18 protein-coding genes and 1 tRNA gene are annotated in these 21,405 nt (G+C 69.5%); 13 read left to right on the top strand and 6 right to left on the bottom strand.

Annotated features, from left to right (window positions below):
- Positions 1 to 70 precede the first annotated feature (70 nt).
- The 4 genes from AB0M48_RS16350 to AB0M48_RS16335 all read left to right on the top strand — a co-directional run bounded on the left by AB0M48_RS16350 (position 71) and on the right by AB0M48_RS16335 (position 5,099).
- Entirely contained in the window at positions 71 to 1,771 is a 1,701-nt protein-coding gene (locus tag AB0M48_RS16350) for a S8 family serine peptidase (protein WP_363842716.1), read from the top strand.
- 168 nt (positions 1,772 to 1,939) lie between these two features.
- The gene (locus AB0M48_RS16345) at positions 1,940 to 2,656 is read left to right on the top strand and encodes a MerR family transcriptional regulator (protein WP_363841885.1); all 717 of its coding nucleotides are present in this window, start codon (positions 1,940 to 1,942) and stop codon (positions 2,654 to 2,656) included.
- Positions 2,657 to 2,711: 55 nt separating this feature from the next.
- Positions 2,712 to 4,172 carry an alpha/beta hydrolase gene (locus AB0M48_RS16340; RefSeq protein WP_363841882.1) on the top strand — a complete coding sequence of 487 codons (1,461 nt, stop codon included), beginning with the start codon at positions 2,712 to 2,714 and terminating at the stop codon, positions 4,170 to 4,172.
- Positions 4,173 to 4,310: 138 nt separating this feature from the next.
- On the top strand, positions 4,311 to 5,099 hold the full coding sequence (locus tag AB0M48_RS16335) for a chitosanase (protein ID WP_363841879.1): 789 nt from the start codon (positions 4,311 to 4,313) through the stop codon (positions 5,097 to 5,099).
- Positions 5,100 to 5,159: 60 nt separating this feature from the next.
- Here AB0M48_RS16335 and AB0M48_RS16330 read toward each other — a convergent pair whose 3' ends face one another.
- A complete protein-coding gene (locus AB0M48_RS16330) occupies positions 5,160 to 8,090 on the bottom strand; it encodes a glycine--tRNA ligase (RefSeq protein ID WP_363842714.1) in 2,931 nt (976 codons plus the stop codon).
- 428 nt (positions 8,091 to 8,518) lie between these two features.
- On the opposite strand from AB0M48_RS16330, the gene AB0M48_RS16325 reads away from it, so the two are divergent.
- The 4 genes from AB0M48_RS16325 to AB0M48_RS16310 all read left to right on the top strand — a co-directional run bounded on the left by AB0M48_RS16325 (position 8,519) and on the right by AB0M48_RS16310 (position 12,767).
- The gene (locus AB0M48_RS16325; protein ID WP_363841876.1) at positions 8,519 to 10,141 is read left to right on the top strand and encodes an LCP family protein; all 1,623 of its coding nucleotides are present in this window, start codon (positions 8,519 to 8,521) and stop codon (positions 10,139 to 10,141) included.
- Between the two features lie 136 nt (positions 10,142 to 10,277).
- Positions 10,278 to 10,742, top strand: a complete 465-nt coding sequence (locus AB0M48_RS16320) for a helix-turn-helix transcriptional regulator (RefSeq protein WP_363842711.1) — start codon at positions 10,278 to 10,280, stop codon at positions 10,740 to 10,742.
- A gap of 77 nt (positions 10,743 to 10,819) precedes the next feature.
- Positions 10,820 to 12,067, top strand: a complete 1,248-nt coding sequence (locus AB0M48_RS16315; protein WP_363841873.1) for a MurT ligase domain-containing protein — start codon at positions 10,820 to 10,822, stop codon at positions 12,065 to 12,067.
- Positions 12,060 to 12,767, top strand: coding sequence for a glutamine amidotransferase (locus tag AB0M48_RS16310; protein ID WP_363841870.1), 708 nt, complete (start codon positions 12,060 to 12,062; stop codon positions 12,765 to 12,767). Before AB0M48_RS16315 ends, AB0M48_RS16310 begins: the two co-directional genes overlap by 8 nt.
- Here the strand turns inward: AB0M48_RS16310 and AB0M48_RS16305 are convergent.
- Positions 12,733 to 13,326, bottom strand: coding sequence for a TetR/AcrR family transcriptional regulator (locus tag AB0M48_RS16305; RefSeq protein WP_363842708.1), 594 nt, complete (start codon positions 13,324 to 13,326; stop codon positions 12,733 to 12,735). The two genes, AB0M48_RS16310 and AB0M48_RS16305, sit on opposite strands and share 35 nt — an antisense overlap.
- Positions 13,327 to 13,441: 115 nt before the next feature.
- On the opposite strand from AB0M48_RS16305, the gene AB0M48_RS16300 reads away from it, so the two are divergent.
- Positions 13,442 to 14,914, top strand: coding sequence for an NAD(P)/FAD-dependent oxidoreductase (locus AB0M48_RS16300; RefSeq protein WP_363841867.1), 1,473 nt, complete (start codon positions 13,442 to 13,444; stop codon positions 14,912 to 14,914).
- On the opposite strand, the gene AB0M48_RS16295 is transcribed toward AB0M48_RS16300, so the two are convergent.
- A complete protein-coding gene (locus AB0M48_RS16295; protein WP_363841864.1) occupies positions 14,895 to 15,932 on the bottom strand; it encodes a zinc-dependent alcohol dehydrogenase family protein in 1,038 nt (345 codons plus the stop codon). The genes AB0M48_RS16300 and AB0M48_RS16295 overlap by 20 nt on opposite strands.
- A 110-nt stretch (positions 15,933 to 16,042) precedes the next feature.
- Between AB0M48_RS16295 and AB0M48_RS16290 the strand changes: the two genes are divergently transcribed.
- Both AB0M48_RS16290 and AB0M48_RS16285 read left to right on the top strand, forming a co-directional pair.
- Positions 16,043 to 17,179 carry a carboxylesterase family protein gene (locus tag AB0M48_RS16290; protein ID WP_363841861.1) on the top strand — a complete coding sequence of 379 codons (1,137 nt, stop codon included), beginning with the start codon at positions 16,043 to 16,045 and terminating at the stop codon, positions 17,177 to 17,179.
- Positions 17,176 to 17,931: a class I SAM-dependent methyltransferase gene (locus tag AB0M48_RS16285; RefSeq protein WP_363841858.1), complete on the top strand. Its 756-nt coding sequence runs from the start codon at positions 17,176 to 17,178 to the stop codon at positions 17,929 to 17,931. The genes AB0M48_RS16290 and AB0M48_RS16285 overlap by 4 nt, the downstream gene beginning before the upstream one ends.
- Here AB0M48_RS16285 and AB0M48_RS16280 read toward each other — a convergent pair.
- A complete protein-coding gene (locus tag AB0M48_RS16280; protein ID WP_363841855.1) occupies positions 17,903 to 18,565 on the bottom strand; it encodes a hypothetical protein in 663 nt (220 codons plus the stop codon). The two genes, AB0M48_RS16285 and AB0M48_RS16280, sit on opposite strands and share 29 nt — an antisense overlap.
- A gap of 85 nt (positions 18,566 to 18,650) precedes the next feature.
- Entirely contained in the window at positions 18,651 to 19,847 is a 1,197-nt protein-coding gene (locus AB0M48_RS16275) for a glycoside hydrolase family 27 protein (protein ID WP_363841852.1), read from the bottom strand.
- A 452-nt stretch (positions 19,848 to 20,299) separates the two neighbouring features.
- Between AB0M48_RS16275 and AB0M48_RS16270 the strand changes: the two genes are divergently transcribed.
- Entirely contained in the window at positions 20,300 to 20,914 is a 615-nt protein-coding gene (locus AB0M48_RS16270) for a TetR/AcrR family transcriptional regulator (protein ID WP_363841849.1), read from the top strand.
- Here the strand turns inward: AB0M48_RS16270 and AB0M48_RS16265 are convergent.
- Positions 20,911 to 21,132, bottom strand: coding sequence for a DUF3618 domain-containing protein (locus tag AB0M48_RS16265; protein WP_030479208.1), 222 nt, complete (start codon positions 21,130 to 21,132; stop codon positions 20,911 to 20,913). The genes AB0M48_RS16270 and AB0M48_RS16265 overlap by 4 nt on opposite strands.
- Before the next feature lie 109 nt (positions 21,133 to 21,241).
- Between AB0M48_RS16265 and AB0M48_RS16260 the strand changes: the two genes are divergently transcribed.
- A tRNA-Leu gene (locus AB0M48_RS16260) sits at positions 21,242 to 21,318 on the top strand.
- Positions 21,319 to 21,405 lie beyond the last annotated feature (87 nt).

Genomic DNA, 21,405 nt, shown 5'->3' with positions numbered 1-21,405 from the left:
GCACCATGTTGTTGGATCCAGCCCTGACCGGGTGTGAGGAGACAGCTAGGTGAGAACGCGCAGAACCGTGATGGCGGTGGCGGCAACGGTGTCGCTGATCGCCGCGGGCACTTCGGCGGCGGGGGCCGCTCCGGCCACCACAGGGCCGACCACGGAGTACACCGTCCTTCTGGAAGAACCCGGAAACCGCGACTTCGCGATCGACGCCGTGGAAGCGGCGGGCGGCGAGGTCGTGCGGAGCAATGACGCCGTCGGCCTGCTGACGGTCAAGGCGCCCGCGAACGGCTTCGCGGAGAAGGTTTCCGCTTCGAGCGCGATCGTCGGTGCCGCTCGGACCAAGCCGATCGGGCACGCGCCCGCGGCGAAGGCCGAGAAGGCCAAGCGGGACAACGTCGAGAAGGAGAACAAGACCGAGAAGCCGAACAAGGCGCCCGCGCAGTCGGGCTCGACGGCCGGCATGGACCCGCTCGACGGGGACCTGTGGGGCCTGAACCTCGTTCGCTCCAACATCGCGCGGGCCAAGCAGGCCGGCGACAAGCGCGTGTACGTCGGTGTTCTCGACACCGGTGTGGACGGTTCCCACCCGGACATCGCGCCGAACTTCAACAACGAGCTCTCGCGCAACTTCACGATCGACATCCCCAACGACTCCGACGGTGGCGTCTTCGACGGCCCGTGTGAGTTCCGCGGTTGTGTCGACCCGGCGAACTGGGACGACGGCGGCCACGGCACGCACGTCGCCGGCACCATCGGCGCCGCTGCCAACGGTTTCGGCATCTCCGGTGTCGCACCGGGCGTGTCGCTCGTCAACATCCGCGGCGGCCAGGACGCGGGCTCGTTCTTCCTGCAGCCCGTCGTCGACGCCATCACCTACGGCGCCGACATCGGCCTGGACGTCATCAACATGTCGTTCTACGTCGACCCGTGGTACATGAACTGCCTCAACGACCCCACGGCCTCCGCCGAGGAGCAGCTGGAGCAGCGCACGATCATCGCGACCGTGCAGCGCGCGCTGAACTACGCGCACCGCAAGGGCGTCACGCTGATCGGTGCCGGTGGCAACAACCACGAGGACCTGGGCAAGCCGCGCCAGGACATCGTGAGCCCGAACTATCCGCCGGGCCACAACCGCACGCGTCCGGTCGACAACGCGACGTGCCTCAACCTCCCGACTGAGGGCAACCACGTCATCTCGGTGTCGTCGCTCGGCCCGTCGACGAACAAGGCCGACTACTCGAACTACGGTCTCGAGCAGACCTCGGTCTCGGCTCCCGGTGGCTACTTCCGCGACTTCTTCGGCACGCCGTGGTTCCGCACCAACGAGAACATGATCCTGTCGACCTACCCGCGCAACGTCGGTGTCGCCGAGGGCAACATCGACGAGGCCGGCAACGTCACTCCCGATGGCGTGAACCTCGGCGTGAAGAAGGCCGTGCAGGGCGACAAGGTCGGCTACTACCAGTACCTGCAGGGCACCTCGATGGCCGCCCCGCACGCCGCTGGTGTCGCCGCGCTGATCGTCAGCCAGTACGGCAAGAAGGACAAGAAGAACCCGGGCCTGACCCTCGACCCCGACAAGGTCGAGAAGGTCCTGCTGAAGACCGCGACGCAGCGCGCCTGCCCGAACCCGCGCACCGTGTCGTACGTCAACGTGGGGCGCTCGCCCGAGTTCGACGCCACCTGCGAGGGTGACGCGAAGTTCAACGGCTTCTACGGTCACGGCATCGTGGACGCCTACGGCGCTGTCACCCGTGGTGGTCAGTTCCTGTAAGTCCTTGTAACGCAACAAAAGGCCCCCGGTGTCTTGCCGGGGGCCTTTTGCGTGCGACGAAAGTGGACTCCCTCCCCAACCTTCGTCTGAACGTTCCGGTCTGCCTTGACCGTGCCGTAGCGGCATGGTTTCAACTGGGGCCCGTCAGCAACCGGAGAGGAGCACGTCGTGGCGTGGAGCACCAGTCAACTGGCCGATCTCGCCGGCACGACGTTGCGCACGATCCGGCACTACCACGACGTGGGCCTGCTCGCCGAGCCGGAACGCCGCGCCAACGGCTACAAGAGCTACGGCGTGCCCCATCTCGTGCGGGTGCTGAGGATCAAGCGCCTCACCGATCTCGGGTTGTCGCTCACGCAGATCGCGGAACTGGGTGACGGGGACGAGCATCCGCGCGAGGCGTTGCGGGAGCTCGACACCGAACTGGCCGCGCAGATCGAACGCCTGCAACGGATCAGGGCCGAGCTGGCACTGGTCCGGCGCCAGGAGGTGCCGACCGACCTGCCGCCCGACGTCGCGGTGATGATCGAGAACGCGAACCTGTCTCCGCAGGACCGATCGTTCACCGTCGTGCTGGCCCAGCTGCTCTCGCCGGAGACGCTGGCCAGGTACGCCGAGACGCTGAAGGGCTACTCGCGGGATCCGGCGGTGGTGGCGTTCGACAACCTGCCGGAGGACGCGGACGAGGAGACCCGGCAGCGGGTGGCGGACGCCATGCGCGAGATGCCGTACATGGCTCAGATCCGCGCCGTGTTCCCGGATCCGGCCGGTCTGTGGAGCGACGCCCCGCGAGGTGCGGAGCACGCGCGGCGGACGGTCGTGAAGGTCTTGGTCGAGCTCTACAACAAGGCCCAGCTGGACGTGCTCGTCCGCATGGGCGGCTGACATTCCATTGGTTCTGGCGCGCCCGAGGGGGCACGTCGTCGGGGAGGATTTGCTAATGCGAAAAACGTTGTCGCTGGCCGCGGTCGTGACCGCCGCCGCAGGGCTGGTGGCGATGCCGGGGGTGTCGACCGCCGCCACGCCGAAGCCCGAGGTGCAGTGGGTCGCCTGTCCCGCCGACGTGGCGCTGCCCGGTCTGGAGTGCGGAAAGCTCCGGCTGCCGCTCGACTACCGCAAGCCGGAAGGCCGCAGGACCGAGGTGATGATCACCCGGCTGGCCAGCAAGAACCCCGCGAAGCGCAAGGGGATCCTGCTGACCAATCCCGGCGGGCCGAGCGAGGGCCTGACGTTCCCGGCCGTGCTGAAGGCGGTCGGACTGCCCCAGGACGTGCAGGACGCGTACGACATCATCGGCATGGACCCGCGTGGCATCGGCTACAGCTCACCGTCCACATGCGACCTCACCGAGGAGCAGATGGCTGACGGCAGCGTGCCTCCGTACGCCAACAACTCCGCCGAGGTGCGCCAGCGCGCCGAGGAGGTCAAGAAGATCGCCGAGCAGTGCCTCAAGTCGTCCTCGGCCGGCGAACTGCCGTACAACACGACCGCGAACATCGCGCGTGACCTGGACTCGGTCCGCGCGGCGCTGGGCGAGAAGAAGGCCTCGTTCCTCGGGTACTCCTACGGCTCGTACCTGGGTTCGGTGTACGCCACGCTGTTCCCGAAGACCGCCGAGCGCGTCGTGATCGACAGCAACCTGCCGAAGGGCGGCTGGGACGTCGAGGGCGGCCGGCTGATGGGCCGCGGCGTCGAGGACACGTTCCCGGACTTCGCGAAGTGGGCGGCGGCGCACCCCGAGCACGACCTGGGCACGACGCCGCAGCAGGTGCGCGCCAAGTTCTTCGAGCTGGCCGCGAGGCTCGACAAGACGCCCTCGGTGGAGGGCTACGACGGCAGGCTGTTCCGCTTCATCACCTTCACGGCCCTCTACGACACCGGTGACAGGGCCTTCTCGAAGCTCGCCGCCTCCTGGAAGGCCTTCGACACCGGCCAGCCGCAGCCGCCGCAGGAGTTCCCGGAGGTCCCGCGCGTCCAGGCCCTGCTGGCAGGTCGCCTGAACGTGATCTGCGGTGACTCCGCCTGGCCGTCGTCGGTCGGCACGTACGAGCGCAACGTGGCGATCGACCGCGTCCGCAACCCGATGTTCGGCGCGGCCGCGGCGAACATCCAGCCGTGCGCCTTCTTCCCGAAGCCGGTGGAGAAGCAGGTTCTGCCGTCCGACCGGGGCCCGCGCAACGTGCTGCTGGTGCAGAACGAGCGCGACCCCGCGACGCCGCTGGCCGGCGCCCGGACGACGCGCCGCGCGTTCGGCAACAGGGCGGCGATGATCACGATCGACCAGAGCGGGCACGGCGCCTACGTCTTCGGCAAGAACAAGTGCGCCAACGACGAGGTCACCGAGTACCTGCTCGGCGGACAGCGTCCGAACGACCAGAGGTGCGCCGCCGAGAACGGCTGATGACAGGTGGGGCCCGGCTCGTGAGCCGGGCCCTCGCCATGTCCTCCGCCTTCGCAAATTCGTAAACACTCTTGCCGAAGAAGGTCCGGACCCCTTACCGTTGCCGCACCGCCGCCCGGGACACCCCGGGAGGAACGCGTGAAGATCTCAAGCCGCATCGCGGCCGCAGTTCTGACCTGCGTCGCGCTCGCCACCGCGACGACGGGCACCGCTCAGGCCGCTGACCTGAACGACCCGCGCATGAAGGACATCGCGATGCAGATCGTGTCCAGCGCGGAGAACTCGTCCACGAACTGGCGCGCCCAGTTCGGCTACATCGAGGACATCGACGACGGCCGCGGCTACACCGCCGGCATCATCGGCTTCTGCAGCGGCACGGGAGACATGCTCGACCTCGTCGAGCTGTACAAGCAGCGCAAACCCGGCAACGTGCTGGAGAAGTACCTTCCCGCACTGCGCAGGGTGAACGGCACCGACTCGCACGCCGGCCTGGATCCCGACTACACCAGGGACTGGAAGACAGCGGCCAAAGACTCCGTCTTCAAGGCGGCGCAGGAGTCCGAACGCGACCGCGTGTACTTCAACCCGGCCGTGCGCCAGGCCAAGGCCGACGGCGTGCGCGCACTGGGCCAGTTCGCCTACTACGACGCGATCGTCATGCACGGCGACGGCTGGGGCAGCCTGGACTTCTCCGGCATCCGCAAACGCGCGCTGGCCAAGGCGAAGCCCCCGTCGCAGGGCGGCAACGAGACCACGTGGCTCAACGCCTTCATGGACGCCCGCGTGTGGACCATGAAGCAGGAGCCCGCGCACGAGGACACCACCCGCGTCGACACCGCACAGCGCGTGTGGCTCAAGGCCGGCAACTTCGACCTGAACACACCGCTGAAGTGGAAGGTCTACGGCCAGAGCTTCGAGATCAAGTAGCCACTCGGACGAAGAACGGGGCGTCCACGCAACGCGGGACGCCCCTTCCTCCTCGTCGTCCTACAGCTGGGTCCAGTCCAGCACCGGCGCCGCGAAGTCCCGGATCGAAGCCAGCAGCCCGAGCCGCGCGGCCTTCACCTTCTCGTCCTCGGCCATCACGAGCACCTCGTCGAAGAACGTGTTGATCGGCCCGGTCAGCTCCTCGGCGGCAGCGAAGAACGCCGCCAGCCCGACGACGTCCCGCGGCACCCCGTCGAACGCCTTGTGCAGAGCCACCTCGGCGGGCTCCGACAACACCGAAGCGTCGTAAGAGCCCTCGACGGCGGCGGGCACGATCCGCCGCACCCGCTGCAGAGCCGCAGCCAACGCGTCGAACGACTCGTTGCCCGCCAACGACTCCAGCTCGGTCAACGTCTCGTCGGCCAGCACCGGCGAGTCGGCCAAAGGCAGCACCGCCTGCACGAAACGGTGCTCGTGCCCGGCGTCGAGCAGCGCCTGCTCGTACCGGCGCACCGCGAACTCCCGTGCGGTCTCCAACGCCTCCGCGGAAACGTCGAGTCCTTCAGCGGCAAGGGAAAGCGCCACCGGCAGCGTGATCTCCCGCAGGTCCGGGAACGCCCGCAGCACGGTCACCGCGCCGAGAGCCGCGCGGCGCAGGCCGAACGGGTCGGACGAACCGGTCGGCTGCGCGCCGATGCCGAACAGGCCCGCCAGCAGGTCGAAGCGGTCCGCCAGCGACAGCAGCGCACCCGGCACCGACGACGGCAGCGCGTCGCCGGCCGAGCGCGGGAGTTCCATCTCCCACAGCGCCAGGGCGACCTCGGGCGTCTCCCCCGCGCGTGCCGCGTACTCCCGCGCCATCACGCCGGCCAGCGACGACAGCTCGATCACCATCTGCGAGCCGAGGTCGAACTTGGCCAACGCGCCCGCGCGGTCCAGCGTCTCGCGGTCGACGTCGACCACCGAAGCGAACCGGCCGGCCAGCGCGGCGATCCGCGCCGCGCGGTCGGCCATCGAGCCGAGCTTGTCCGCGAACGTCAGCTTCGCGAGGCCGGACTTCATCTCGTCCAGCGGCGTCTTGAGGTCCGCACGCCAGAAGAACGCCGCGTCCTCGTACCGCGCGCGCAGCACGGCCTCGTTGCCCGCCCGCACCAGGTCCGCGTCCACGGCACCGTTCGCCACGGCCACGAAGTGCGGCAGCAGCGTGCCGTCGGCCGACCGCACCGGCAGGTAGCGCTGGTGCTTGCGCATCACGGTGGTGAGGATCTGCCCGGGCAGCTCCAGGTACCGCTCCTCGAACGAGCCGAGGATCGGCGTCGGCCACTCGACGAGGTTCGTCACCTCGTCCAGCAGGCCGTCGACCTCGACGACACCGCCGACCGAGGCCGCCAGCTCCTGCGCCGCGGCGACGATCGAGGCGGAGCGCGCCGACGAGTCGGCCTGGATGCCGTGCGACTCCAGGAACTCCAGGTAACCGTCCGCTGTGGACACCTCGACGACCGGGGTGTCGGCCGTGCGGTGCACGCGCGTCGAGGTACCCGAGGCGAGCGACGACACCGCGACCGGCACCGGGGTCTGGCCCAGCAGCGCGAGCAGCCAGCGGATCGGCCTGGTGAACGACAGCTTCGGGTCGTTCCACTTCATGTTCTTCTCGGCACGCAGGTCCGAGACGACCTCGGCCAGCAGCCCGCTCAGCACCTCGACGGCGCCGCGGCCGGCATCGGACTTGGTCAGCGCCACGAACTCCACGCCGTTCTCGACCACGCGCCCCAGCGCCGACACCTCGACGCCCTGGCCACGCGCGAAGCCCTGCACGGCCTTCGTCGGGTTGCCCTCGCCGTCGAAGGCGGCGGAGACGCGAGGACCGCGCACGGTGCGTTCCGCGTCCGGCTCGCGCGGCGACACCGCGGGCACCAGCACGACGATCCGGCGCGGCGTGCCGTGCACGGTCACCTCGCCGCAGGACAACCGGGTCGCTGCCAGCTTCGTGGTCACCGCGGCGCGCACCGCGTCGACGGTCCGGGTCACCTCGTGCGGCGGCAGTTCCTCGGTGCCGATCTCGAACAGCAGCGTGGCCGGCGCGACGACGTCCGCGAAGGACGACGGCTTCTCGGCGGCGGCGGGGAGCTCGGCCACACCGAGCGGGTGCCCGAGCTCGGACCGGCGCTCGGCCCACAGAGCGGCGACCTCGCGCGCCAGTCCGCGCATCCGGCCGAACGCACGGGCGCGCTCGGTCGTGGAGATCGAGCCCCGCGCGTCCAGCACGTTGAAGATGTGCGAGCACTTCAGCACGAAGCTGTGCGCCGGAACGGGCAGGCGGGCGTCGAGCATGCGCCGGGCCTCGGCCGCGAACTCCTCGAAGAGGCGCTTGTTCGCCTCCACGTCCGCGTCGTCGAGGTAGTACCGCGACATCTCGTACTCGGCCTGGCCGAACGCCTCGCCGTAGGAGATGCCGGGCGCGTAGGCGATCTTCTTGAAGTGGTCGACGCCCTGCAGCGCCATCATGATCCGCTCGATGCCGTAGGTGATCTCCACCGACACCGGGTCCAGCGTCATGCCGCCGGCCTGCTGGAAGTACGTGAACTGGGTGATCTCCAGGCCGTCGAGCCAGACCTCCCAGCCGAGGCCCCAGGCGCCCAGGGCGGGCGAGGCCCAGTTGTCCTCGACGAACCGGACGTCGTGCCCGCGCACGTCGATGCCCAGCGCCTCCAGCGAACCGAGGTAGAGCTCCTGGGGGTCGCCCGGATCGGGCTTGAGGATCACCTGGAACTGGGTGTGCGTCTGCAGCCGGTTCGGGTTCTCGCCGTAACGGGCGTCGTCGGGCCGCACGGACGGCTCCACGTAGGCGACGCGCCACGGCTCGGGACCCAGCACCCGCAGCACGGTGGCCGGGTTCAGCGTTCCCGCCCCGACCTCGGTGTTGAACGGCTGCACCACGATGCAGCCTCGGTCGGTCCAGTACTTGGTCAGCGCGAGCAGCGCGTCCTGCATCGTCAACACGGCGACGAGTCTACGAAACCGATAAAACCCCTGGTCAAGGGGCCTTGATCGGGTGGTCTCCGCCACTGTGCCACGCTGTGCACAACCGAGTGGCGGCCCCGCACGTCTACTTGGTGTACCCGAATGTGCTGAGAGGAGTGGGTGTGGACAACCGGCCGCCGCGGCTGGGAGACCCCAACGGGAATCCCAGGCGACCTTCCGCCACCCCGCGTCCCCAGACGGGCCAACCCCACCGCCCGCAGGTGCCGCCACGCGCCGCCGAGCCGCCGCGCAGGCAACCCGGAGGAGCCGAACCCCCACGTCGGGAGCCTCCGAAGCGTGTCGAGCCGCCTCGTCGCGAGCCACCGAGCCGCGCCGAGCCGCCCCGTCGTGAGCCGGCCGGCCGAAGTGAACCGCCCCGCCGCGAACCCCCGCGCCGGGTGCCCGCGCGCGGCCGCGAACCGGACCGCGCGTCGTCGTCCGCGCCGCGCCCGATCGCCGACCGCCCCACGGTCCGCACCACGCCCGCGAAGGCGGAGGCCGCCGCACCCGCGCCCCGGCCGAGGCCGAAGCCCGCACCGGCCCGCCGGCCGAGCAAGGCCGAGCGCGGCGCGTCCACCGGCGCCAAGATCTTCATCAGCATGGTGTCCGCGACGATCCTGCTGGTCACCGGCATCGCGTGGCAGAACCTGACGTCGCTGACGGACGGCCTGACCAAGCAGGACCTGAACCTGGCCGACGCGGGCGAGAAGCCCGCCGACGGGGCGATCGACATCCTGCTGGTCGGCATGGACAGCCGCACCGACTCCAAGGGCAACCCGCTGCCGCAGAACATCCTCAACGAACTGCAGGCGGGCGGCACCGACGACGGCGGCTTCAACACCGACACGCTGATCCTGCTGCACATCCCGAACGACAGCGGCAAGGCCTACGCCGTGTCGTTCCCGCGCGACTCCTACGTGAAGATCGCGGGCGGGTTCGGGCGACACAAGATCAACTCCGCCTACGGCTTCGCCAAGAACCAGGCCGCCGAGAAGCTGAAGGGCAGCGGCAAGCCCGAGCCCGAGGTCGAGATGGAGTCGCGCAAGGCGGGCGCGAAGAACCTCATCGAGACCATCCAGACCCTGACCGGCACGACGATCGACCACTACGCCGAGGTCAACCTGGTCGGCTTCTACGACATCACCAAGGCCATCGGCGGCATCGACGTCTGCCTCAACAACAAGGTGCGCGACAGCTTCTCCGGCGCGAACTTCCCCGCGGGCCCGCAGACCATCGAGGGCAAGAACGCGCTCGCGTTCGTCCGCCAGCGCCACGGCCTGCCGCTGGGCGACCTCGACCGCGTCGTGCGCCAGCAGGTCTTCATGGCGGGCCTCGCCAAGAAGATGCTGTCCGCGGGCGTGCTCACCGACAGCTCCAAGCGCAACGACATGATCAAGGCCGTCAGCGGCGCGATCGTGCTCGACGAAGGCTGGGACATCACCAAGTTCGCCCTGCAGATGAAGGACATGACGGGCGGCAACATGACGTTCCAGACGATCCCCACCGGCAACCCCGACCTGCAGACGCCGGAGGACGGCTCGGCGGTCGAGGTGATCGAGTCCGAGGTGCGGGCGTTCGTCAAGAACCTCGGCAAGGCACCGGCGTCGTCGAGCCCGGCCGACCCGAAGTTCGACAAGGCCTCGGTGACCGTCGACGTCCGCAACGCCTCCGGTCAGCCCGGCCTCGCGGGCACGGTGCTCCAGTCGCTCGTCGCGAAGGGCTTCACGGGCGGCCAGACGGGCAACGCCGAGGCCATGGCGAAGTCGGTCGTCCGCTACGGCAAGGGTGGCGAGACGGGCGCGGACGCGGTCCAGGAGGCTCTCGGCGGGCTGAAGGTCGAACAGGACGTGAACGTGCCGGCCGGCGCCGTCCGGGTCTTCCTCGGATCGGACTACGCGGGTCCGGGCGCGCAGGGTTTCGCCGGTTCCGGAGTACTCGCCCTGGACGGTGCGCGTCAGCAACCGGCTGACCCGTCGGCCCCTGCGCCCATCTCCGCGGACGGCGTGCGCTGCGTGAACTGATACTCAGAGTAGAGATGTATCCCCCATTCGGGGGTTCTCCTAGCAAGTTGCGTAAGCGGCGAAGCACTGGGGCCTTCCATCACCGTGAGACCCGCTCACGGGGTGGAGGACCAGGGTGCAAACTGCGAACGGCCAAATCGACACAGTGGCGTACCAGCGCGTGCTCGGTGATGAGATCCGCAGCCTTCGCAAGCAGCGCGGATGGACCCGCAAGGAGCTCAACAAGCGGCTGCAGACCGAGATCTCGCTGCAGACTCTGGCGACCTACGAGCTCGGCACCCGGCAGTGCTCCGTCGTGCGTCTCGTGGAGATTTGTCACGCGCTCGACGTCCCGGCGCACGAAGTCCTCGCCCGCGTGCACGAACGCTTCTTCGGCGACACCCCCGCCGGACATCTGACGCTGAACCTCACCTCGATCGCCGCGACCGACAACCCCCGCGTCCTGCCACTCAAACGGTGGGCGGCCGGACGGCTGCACGCGCTGCCGCCAGGTGCCTCACCCGACGTGCACCTGGACCTGCCCGCCCTGGAGAACATGGCGCAGCTGTGCCAGCTTCCGACGGTGGAACTCATCCGCATCCTGCGGACACTGAGCCGCTAGTCGTACCGAACCCCGTTCACACCAACGCTGGCGGCCGTCCGAAAGGGCCGAACAGCTTCGCCGGTAGCATCGCCGGGGTGAACGATTCCCCCGCCCGCCTCCCCCTGCGCACCGCAGCCGCCGTGAAGCTGGGCAACCTGAGCTCCACGCTGTCCCAGAAGATGGGTCTCGGCGCCGGCGGCATGATCGGCGGCCGGGTTGCGCTGAAGCTCGACCCGCAGGCGCTCAACCGCCTCACCCAGGGCCGCAGGGTCGCCGTCGTGACGGGCACCAACGGCAAGACCACCAGCACGATGATGCTGGCGCGAGCCGTGGGCGCGCTCGGCGAGGTCGCCACGAACCACAGCGGCGCCAACATGCCCGACGGCCACGTCACGGCGCTCTCGAAGCAGCCGGACGCGCCGTACGCCGTGCTGGAGTGCGACGAGGCCTACTTCCCGGCCGTCGCGGGCGCCAGCAACCCGTCCGTCGCGGTGATCCTGAACCTCTCGCGTGACCAGCTCGACCGGGTCGGCGAGGTCCGCACCATCGAGCGGTCGCTGCGCGACGCCGTCAACAAGCTGCAGAACTGCACGATCATCGCGAACTGCGACGACGTGATGGTGACGAGCGCGGCCTGGAACGCGCCGAAGGTCGTCTGGGTCGCCACCGGCACCGGCTGGCACCACGACTCGGCGAGCTGCCCGCGCTGCGGCAACCCGATCCGCTGGCAGGGCGAGCACTGGCACTGCACGGGCTGCGACCTCGCGCGCCCGCACCCGAACTGGATCACCGCCGACGAAGCGATGATCACGCCGGAGCACCAGAAGCTCGAGCTGCGCCTCACGCTGCCGGGCAAGTTCAACCAGGCCAACGCCGTCATGGCGTCCGCCGCCGCCCACGCGATGGGCGTCACCGCCGAGGAGGCGGTGCGTCGTCTGCGCGGCGTCTCCAACGTGAGCGGCCGCTACCGCACGATCCAGCGGGGCGGCCGCAGCGCGCGCCTGTTGCTCAGCAAGAACCCGGCGGGCTGGAGCGAGACCCTCACGGTCGTCAAGGAGGCCAACCACCCGGCCGTCCTGGTGATCAACGCCCAGGAGGCCGACGGCCGCGACCTGAGCTGGCTGTGGGACGTCCCGTTCGAGCGCCTCCAGGGCCGCACGGTCATCGCGTCAGGCGAACGGGCGACCGATCTCGCCGTCCGCCTGACCTACGCCGAGGTCCAGCACACGATCGTGCCCGACCCGCTGAAGGCCATCGACCAGATGCCGCAGGGGGCGGTCGAGGTCATCGCCAACTACACCGCGTTCCGCGACTTGAATGCCAGGGCTGCCGCTGATGAGTGAGTCGACAATCCAGATCGCGCTCGTGCTGCCGGATCTCCTCGGCACGTACGGCGACTTCGGCAACGCCGTGGTCCTCGAAAAGCGCATGACGTGGCGCGGCATCAAAGCCGAGATCGTGCCGATCAACTACGGCCAGCCGGTGCCGGACTCGTGCGACATCTACGTCGTCGGCGGAGGTGAGGACACCGCGCAGACGCTGGCGGTCAAGCACCTGCGCGAGCACCCCGGCCTGCAGCGCGCCGTCACGAAGAACGCCGTGGTGCTGGGCGTGTGCGCCGGCATCCAGATCTTCGGTGAGAGCTTCACCCGTGCCGACAACATCACGCACCCCGGCATGGGCCTGATCGACTCGACCTCGCACGCCGGCGGCAGCCGCGCGATCGGCGAGGTCATCGCCGAGCCCGCCGGCGGCCTCTTCGAGGGCGTGCTGACCGGGTTCGAGAACCACCAGGGCCGCACCGTCCTCGGCCCGGCCGCCCGGCCGCTCGCGCACGTCAAGGTCGGCACCGGCAACGACGGCAGCGTCGAGGGCGCCGTCCAGGGCCGGATCCTGTGCACCTACCTGCACGGCCCGGTGCTGCCGCGCAACCCGCAGATCGCGGACCTGCTGATCGAGTGGGCGACGGGTGTGAAGCCCGCGCCGCTGGACCTGCCCTCGGTCAGCGCTATGCGGGCTGAGCGGGTGAAGGCAGCGAGCTGACCGGCACCAGCCGGTCCGCGACACCCGGCCAGATCACGGCCATCACGTAGTCGGTTGCGAGCGCGGGCCCCACCGAGGGCCTGCGCTCCATCCACACCGCGAGCCGTTCCGTCGCGCCGACGACGATCTCGGCGAACGCCTCCGCCTCCAGCGGGTCGATCTCCGGCGTGAACGACGCCAGCACGGCCCCGATCATGTCCGTCTGCTGCTGACGGATGCCTTCCACCTCTTCCTGCGCCGACGGCACGGCCACGGCCGCCTCCTGCCGCAGCAACGCCCACGACCTGCGGTGCTCGTCGATGAACTCGAAGAACGCGAGCAGACCTAGCCGCAGGAACTCCTCCGGGCTCGCGGCACCCGCGATCGCCGCCGCCGTCTTCTCCCGCAGCTCTGTGCGCGCACGGTGGATGCAACCGATGAGCAGGCCTTCCTTCGAGCCGAAGTACTCGTAGAGCATCGGCTTCGAGACGCCCACGCGTTCGGCGATCTCGTCCATCGAGGTGGCGAGATAGCCCTGCTCGGCGAAGATCTCCTCAGCGACGGCGAGCATCTGGGCCATGCGCTGGGCCTTGGGCATGCGGCGCCGTGGAGCTGTCACAAATGGAGTCTACCGCTCGTAACTTACTCGGGGTAACCTACTGCGAAGTAGCTACCGCGAGCGGAGGGACTTCCCCATGCACCGAGAGACGAAAGTGCTCGTCATCGGCACCGGCTTCTCCGGCCTCGGCATGGCCATCGAGCTGAAGCGCCGTGGTGAGCACGACTTCGTGGTGCTGGAGAAGGCGGACGACCTCGGCGGCACCTGGCGGGACAACTCCTACCCGGGCTGCGCGTGTGACGTGCCGTCGCACATGTACTCGTTCTCGTTCGAGATGAACCCCAGGTGGTCGCGGATGTTCGCGCGCCAGGGCGAGATCTTCGACTACCTGCAGCGCGTCGCCGAGAAGTACCGGCTGCGGCCGCACATCCGCTTCAACACCAAGGTCTCCGGCGCGCAGTGGGACGACGAGGCCAAGCGCTGGAACGTCACGACCGAGCAGGGCGACACCTACACGGCGCAGGCCCTGGTCGCGGGCGTCGGCGCGTTGCACATCCCGAACGTCCCGGAGCTGCCGGGCATCGAGAACTTCAGCGGCAAGGCGTTCCACTCAGCGCAGTGGGACCACGACTACGACCTGACGGGCAAGCGCGTCGCCGTCATCGGCACGGGCGCGTCCGCGATCCAGTTCGTGCCGAAGATCGCCGGCCAGGTCGCGTCGATGAAGATCTTCCAGCGCACGCCGCCGTGGATCATGCCGAAGGCCGACCGCGAGATCAACGGCTGGGAGCAGAAGCTGTTCCGCGCCTTGCCCTTCACGCAACGGGCCTACCGCAACTTCGTGTACTGGACGCGCGAGTCGTCGGCGCTGGGCTTCGCGGTCAACCCGAAGATCATGCAGTTCGCGCAGGGCATCGCGTTGCGGCACATGAAGAAGCAGGTGCCGGACCCGGCGTTGCGCAAGAAGCTGAAGCCCGACTACACCATGGGCTGCAAGCGCGTGCTGATCTCCAACGACTTCTACCCCGCGCTGGGCAACCCGAACGTCGACCTGGTGACGGACAAGGTCTCCGAGGTGCGCGAGAAGTCCATTGTGGACAGTGCGGGCGTCGAGCACGAGGTCGACGTCATCATCTACGGCACCGGGTTCCACGTCGTCGACTCGTTCGACTACCTGGACATCCAGGGCAAGGGCGGCGTCGACCTCGCGAAGCAGTGGCGCCAGGAGGGCATCGAGACCTACTACGGCATCACGGTCTCGGGCTTTCCCAACCTGTTCTTCCTGCTGGGCCCCAACACCGGACTCGGGCACAACTCGGTCGTGTTCATGATCGAGTCGCAGATCCGGTACATCTCGCAGTGCCTCCAGCTCCTCGAAAAACACCGCGCGGAGGAGCTGGACGTGCGGGTGGAGGCCCAGCAGGAGTTCAACGAGGAGCTCCAGCGGAAGCTCACCAAGGGCGTGTGGACCCAGGGTGGCTGCAAGAGCTGGTACCTCGACGCGCAGGGCGTGAACCGCACCGTGTGGCCGGGTTTCACCTGGCGGTACTGGATGCGGACCAAGCGCGTGCGCGCCGAGGACTACGTGCTCACGACGGCTGCACGATGACCTTGAGGGCGGTCCGCTCGTCCATCGCCTGGTAGCCCAGCGCGACGTCGTCGAGCGAGACCGTCCGGTCGAAGACGGGACCGGGGTCGATCCGCCCGGCGAGCACGTCGGCCAGCAGTTCCGGCAGGTACGCCCGCACGGGCGCGATACCGCCGCCGATGGCGATGTTGCGGCCGAACAGCTTGCCCAGCGGCAGCCCCGGCATCTCGTGCGGCACACCGACGTAGCCGATCCGGCCGCCGTCGCGCACGATGCCCATCGCGGTCTCCCACGACTGCTCGGTGCCGACGCACTCCAGCACCGCGGCCGCGCCGAGGCCGCCGGTCATCTCCTTGATCCGCTCGACCGCGGCCTCACCGCGTTCGGCGACCTGGTCCGTGGCACCGAAGAGCCTCGCGATCTTGGCCCGGTCCTCGTGGCGGCCCATCGCGATGATCCGCTCGGCGCCGAGCCGCTTGGCCGCGAGCACACCGCACAGGCCGACCGCGCCGTCACCGACGACCGCGACCGTGCTGCCGGGACCGACGCCCGCGCCGATGGCGGCGTGGTGACCGGTGCCCATGACGTCGCTCAGGCTCAGGAACGCGGGCAGCAACGCCGCCGGCGCGTCCGCGGGAACCCGGACCAGCGTGCCGTCGGCCTGCGGCACGCGCACGGCCTCGCCCTGACCGCCGTCGCTGCCCTTGCCGCCCCAGAAACCGCCGTTGAGGCAGGACGTCTGCAGTCCGGCCTGGCAGTACGCGCACGTGCCGTCGCTCCACACGAACGGCGCGATGACCCGGTCGCCGACCTGGACGCTGCGGACCTCGCTGCCGACCTCCTCGACGATGCCGAGGAACTCGTGCCCGATCCGCTGCCCGTCCGCGCGCTTGGCCACGCCTCGGTAGGCCCACAGGTCGCTGCCGCAGATGCACGCGAGCTCGACCCGGACGACGACGTCGGTAGCCTCCTGGACGGCCGCGTCCGGCACCTCCTCGACTCGGATGTCTCGGGTGCCGTAGATCGTCGTAGCCCGCACCGGGCGCCTCCTCTGCCTCGTTGCCCAACCGTTACATCGTGCTCCTGTCCCCGCGTTCCCGCCGAATCGAGACGCTGTGGAATTGCTTACTCGTGCTTAGTATCGGCGGGGTGATCACTGCCGAAGGCCTCGTACGGGCGCGCGGAATCCGTTACGCGACAGCCGACCGCTTCATCGCGCCGTCCCCCGTCGCCTGGGACGGGGTGATCGACGACTCGCGGCGCGGCCCCGCCTGCCCGCAGCCTCCGTCGGCGCTGGCGCCGGTGGTCGGCAACTCGGTCGAGGGCCTCTCGTTCGACGAGCACTGCCAGGTGCTCTCGGTGACCGCTCCGGCCGGCGCGTCCGGCCTGCCGGTGATGGTCTGGTTCCACGGCGGCGCGTACGTGACCGGCAGTGGCGAGTCCACGAAGTACGAGGCCGGGCTGCTGGCCTCGGAAGGCGTCGTGGTCGTCAGCGTCAGCTACCGCCTCGGCGTCTTCGGGTACCTGCGCGACAACCTCGGCCTGCTCGACCAGTTCGTGGCGCTGCGGTGGGTGCGGGACAACGTCGCCGCGTTCGGCGGTGATCCCGCGAACGTGACGGTCTTCGGGCAGTCCGCGGGCGGCGACTCGGTGTACGCGCTGATGCTCACCGACACGGAGGGCCTGTTCCACCGCGCGATCATGCAGAGCGCGCCGATGGGCACCCGCAGCCCCGAACGCGCGGAGATGACGGAGGCCTTGCGCGCGGCGATCTCCGTCGACGCCTCCACCTCCGTGGAAGACCTGCTGGCAGCCCAAGTCGCGGCCGTCGCTGCCGTCGGTTCCCAGTTCTTTCCGTCGGGCAGCATGCCGTTCGCGCCGGAGGTCGACGCCGATCTCACGGCGGCCGCGTCACGCGTCGAACTGCTCGTCGGGCACACGGCCGACGACGGCAGCCCGTACGTGCCGGATCCGGCGCACTGGGAGACCGTGACCGAGCTGATCTTCGCCGGCGGGGCGCGTCAGCTGGCGCAGGACTGGACGGCGGCGGGCGGCCGGGTCGCCACCTACCTGTTCAGCGGGGCACCGTCCGATGCCCCGCTGGGCTCGTGCCACTGCATGGAGCTGCCGTTCCTGTTCGACCCGGAGGGCTGGCTCGGGGCGGGCATGCTCGCCGGTCAGGAACCGGATCCCGTGCTGGCCAAGACGCTGCGGGGCGTCTGGACGACGTTCGCGCGAAACGGCCTGGACGCGCTGCCGTCCCGGTCGCTTGAACTCGGCGGGTGACCGACCGCGAGCGTTTGCGCACCACCTTCGGCGAGGACGCGGCCCGGTACCACCGGGCACGTCCCACCTATCCGCCGCAGCTGTTCGAACGCCTGTCCGGCCCGCGCATCCTGGAGATCGGCCCCGGAACCGGCCAGGCGACGCTGTCGCTGACGGCGCTGGGCGAGGTGACGGCGGTCGAGCTGAGTCCCGGCCTGGCGGCCGTCGCCCGTTCCCACGCTCCCGCCGCTCGGGTGGTCGTGGCGGACTTCGACGTCTGGCGACTGCCGGAGCCGTTCGACCTGGTGGTGGCGGCGACGGCGTTCCACTGGCTCGACCCCGCCACCCGGATGGCCCGCTGTGCCGCGGCTCTGCGTCCGGGCGGCTCGCTGGCCGTGATCTCGACGCACCACGTCGCGGGCGGCACCGAGCAGTTCTTCGTGGACGTGCAGGAGTGCTACGAGCGATGGGATCCCACCACGCCACCGAACCTGCGGCAATCTCCCGCGTCGGCGATCCCCTGCGAGTTCGACGAAAGCCCGTTCTTCGGCGAGCCCGAGTTCCACCGCTACGAGTGGGAGCAGGCGTACAGCACCGAGGAGTACGCGGACCTGCTTCTCACGTACTCGAACCACATCGTGCTGCCGCGCCGCGGCCCGTTGCTCGCGGACGTCCGGCGGCTGATCGACACGCGCTACGACGGCCGGATCGTGAAGCGGTACCTGACCCAGCTCGCCCTCGCGGTCAGGGTTTCCGGGCCCGGCCGGCCATGACCACCGCCGCGCCACCGCCACCCACGAGCACGAGCCCGGCCAGGCCCAGCGGCAGCAGGTCGAAGCCGGTGGACGCCAGGTCCTCCGCGGCCTCGGGAGCCGGAGCCGCCTGAGGTGCCGGTGGGGCTCCGCCCTGCTGGACCGCCGGTGGGACCGCGGTGGTGGTAGGCGGGGTGGTCACCGGGGTGGTGGTCACCGGAGGCGTTTCCGCAGGTGTGCAGCCCGTGTGGGCCGGGTTGCCGCGGCCCACGCCGTGGTTCGAGTCGCACTCGTAGCCGGAGTTGGCGTCCGAGCCACCCGGCTGCTGGCCGCGGGGGTTCTTGTTGTCGGCCTTGCCGACGCAGCCGGCGCACGGCTTGCCGTTCGCCTCGCCCGTGCCGTTCCCGTTCTGCGACGGCGAGCCGTCACGGGTCGAGTCGTACGGACCGGACACGTTCGCGCCGTTGCCGCTGAAGTCCGCGTTCGACGGCGGTTGCGGCACGGAGGTGTCCTGCGCGGACTGTCCGGGCGGGACGTTCGGGTTGTGGGTGATCCCGTTGCCCTTGCCGTTGCCGGGGTCGGCGAGCGCCAGACCCGGCGCGAGCGCCAGCGCGGCGGCCGCCGCGAGGGCAGGGAGTAGACGCGTTGCCTTCATGCACGGGATATCAGACGGCCTGTGACCGGCGTTACACCAGGTCACAGGCCGTTCTCATGGGACTACGCACAGGTGACGCGAGGCGTCACCCGGTGGTGCCGCCGGGCGTGGCCGGGCCGTCCTTCGAGACGCGGTAGATCACCGTGGCGTGCGACGGGACCGAGGCCGAGATCGCATCGGACGTGGTGAGCGACGACTTCGTCCAGAGGTCCTTCAGCACCGCCGGACCGGACACGCCGATCTCGGCCAGCGAGGTCGAGATGGTCTGCGTGGACGCGGACTTGTTGAACAGCGCCACGGCCTTGTCGCCGTTCGCCAGCGGCTTCACGATCACGTCGACGCCGGCCTTGCCGGTGGTGCGGATCCGCTTGCCCTGCGCGCCCAGCCGGTCCTGGTCGACCGCGATGACGTCCCTGTTCTCCAGGATCGCGAACGTGTCGGCGGAGGCCTTGCGCAGGTCCGAGCCGATCAGCAGCGGCGCGGCCATGATCGCCCACAGCGAGAAGTGGCTGCGGTACTGCACGGCGCTCATCTGGCCGTTGCCGACTTCGAGCATGTCCGGGTCGTTCCAGTGGCCGGGCCCCGCGTAGGAGTCCAGCACCACGTTCTCCTCGTAGATCTCCATCGTGCGCTGCCAGGTGTCCACGATGTCGCCGGTGGTGCGCCAGAGGTGCCCGGTGTCGGAGGCCCACTCCCACGGCTTGTTCTGGCCCCACTCGCACAACGAGAACACGATCGGACGGCCGGTCTTCTTCAGGGCGTCGCGCATCGTGCGGTAACGCTGCTTCGCGTCGACGCCCTGGTTGTTGCAGTTGTCGTATTTCAGGTAGTCGACACCCCAGGACGCGAACTGCTCCGCGTCGGACTCCTCGTGCCCGAGGCCGCCGGGGAAGCCGTTGTCCTTCTCGCAGGTCGCGGTCCCGGCCGAGGTGTAGATGCCGAACTTGAGGCCCTTGGAGTGCACGTAGTCCGCGACGGCCTTGATGCCGTTGGGGAACCGGGTGCGGTTCGGGACGAGCTTGCCGGCGGCGTCACGGGTCTTCTCGGCCCAGCAGTCGTCGATGTTGACGTACTCGTAGCCCGCGTCCTTCAGGCCCTTCGACACGAAGATGTCGGCGATGCCCTTGACCATGGCCTCGGTGAACTCGGCGCCGCAGGCGGTGGTGTTCCAGTTGTTGAAGCCCATCGGCGGGGTCAGGGCGAGGCCGTCCGGCAGCGCCCTGGCGGCGGGGGCGACCAGGACCGCACCGGCCACTGTGGACAGGACGGCCAGCAAGACCACCCGATTGAGACCTCCCCGGGTTCGTCCGAACCGGTCGCGATCTTCAGGTTTCCGACAGGAAATCCGCGGATCTCGGGCCGGGAACTCCTCCCGGACGCGTTCCGAGGCGCCGTCACAGGCCAAGACATCCGATGTCCTGGGCTCTTCGCTGACCGCTGCTCTTGGCCGACCCGCAGCCGTGAACTTCCCGAGAAGACGTGTTTTGCCGAAGAACACTACCAGCTCCTCCCACGCGCATGCCGACTGCTCAAGGTCAGCCGCGCGGCGAGGTAGCCTGGTCCAGACCTTCGGAAGGTAGGAGTTCTGGGCCACATCGCGCAGGACCGACCAACCTCAACACGATGCAACAACCGGGTGCTGCTCGCCCTGCGAGCGGGGCGGGACGCCTAGGATGTGCCGCCAAAGGGGCGGGGAGGACACGCATCAGCCGTGGCCTTGTACGAGGAGGTGGCATGGCTGTGTCGACAGCGGCGTTCAACGAGGGCAGGGTTCCCCAGCGAGGCCGTCCTCGCGACGCCAGCAGGGACGACGCTTTACGTCAGGCGGCGCTCGAGGTGATGGCCGAGGTCGGGTACCGGGCCCTCACGATGGACGCGGTGGCGGCCCGCGCGCGAGCGGGCAAGGCGACGATCTACCGGCGGTGGGAGTCGAAGCTCGATCTCGTGATCGACACGTGCACCCAGCTCGCCACGCAGAACCTCGCGGCACCGGACACCGGCTCGCTGGCCGGAGACCTGCGCGAGTTCCTCTCGTCGTTCGCCGCGTTCCTCTCCGGACCGATCGGCAAGGCCGCTCAGGCACTCGTCGGCGAACTGCCGCACGAGCCCGAACTGGCGGCGGCGTTCCGGGAGACGTTCCTGATCTCGCAGCGCGACGTGCTGCGCGGCATCCTGGACCGGGCCGCCGAACGGGGCGAGCTCAGGACCGACGCACCGCGCGGCATGGCGGTCGAGATCGCGGGCGCCGCCCTGATCTACCGGCTGATGCTGACCGGGGACCCGCTCGACGAGCCGTTCGTGGAGAAGGTCGTCGAGCAGGTGCTCCTGCCGTTGGTGCGGGTTTCCTAGCGGAAGAGCTTGCGCACCAGCGCGAAGCCGACCACGGCGCCGACCGCGATCAGGGTGTACTTGACCTTGGGCTGGCTCAGCACGTCGAGCACGGACGACTTGCCCTGCTCGACGAGCTTCTGCGGGCTGGCCCGCTCGCTGAGCTCGTCCAGGGTGGCGGCCAGCGCGGTGCGAGCCTGCTCGATCTCGCGCTGGATGGTGTCGGGATCGCGAGCCACATGTCCTCCTAGCAGCGGTTCTGCCCGCAACCGTAGTGGACGGCCGGGAGTGCGGCTTCGCGCGACCCGGGAGAGCGTGTACATGAGGGGCCTATAGGCTTCCACTCGAGGGGTCGTAGCCCAATTGGCAGAGGCACTGGGTTTAGGTCCCAGCCAGTGGGGGTTCGAGTCCCCCCGACCTCACCATCTTCCTGGGCGAAGTGTGCTCACGGAGCACGTTCGCCCACGTCAGAGCTGGTGTGACACGGGGACACCCCGCACCCCGGGTCAGCA

The organism is Lentzea sp. NPDC051208 (assembly GCF_040682435.1).
Lineage (GTDB): Bacteria > Actinomycetota > Actinomycetes > Mycobacteriales > Pseudonocardiaceae > Lentzea > Lentzea kristufekii.
Note: the sequence above shows the minus strand (reverse complement) of the source record. Positions and strands in the feature narration are given on the sequence as shown.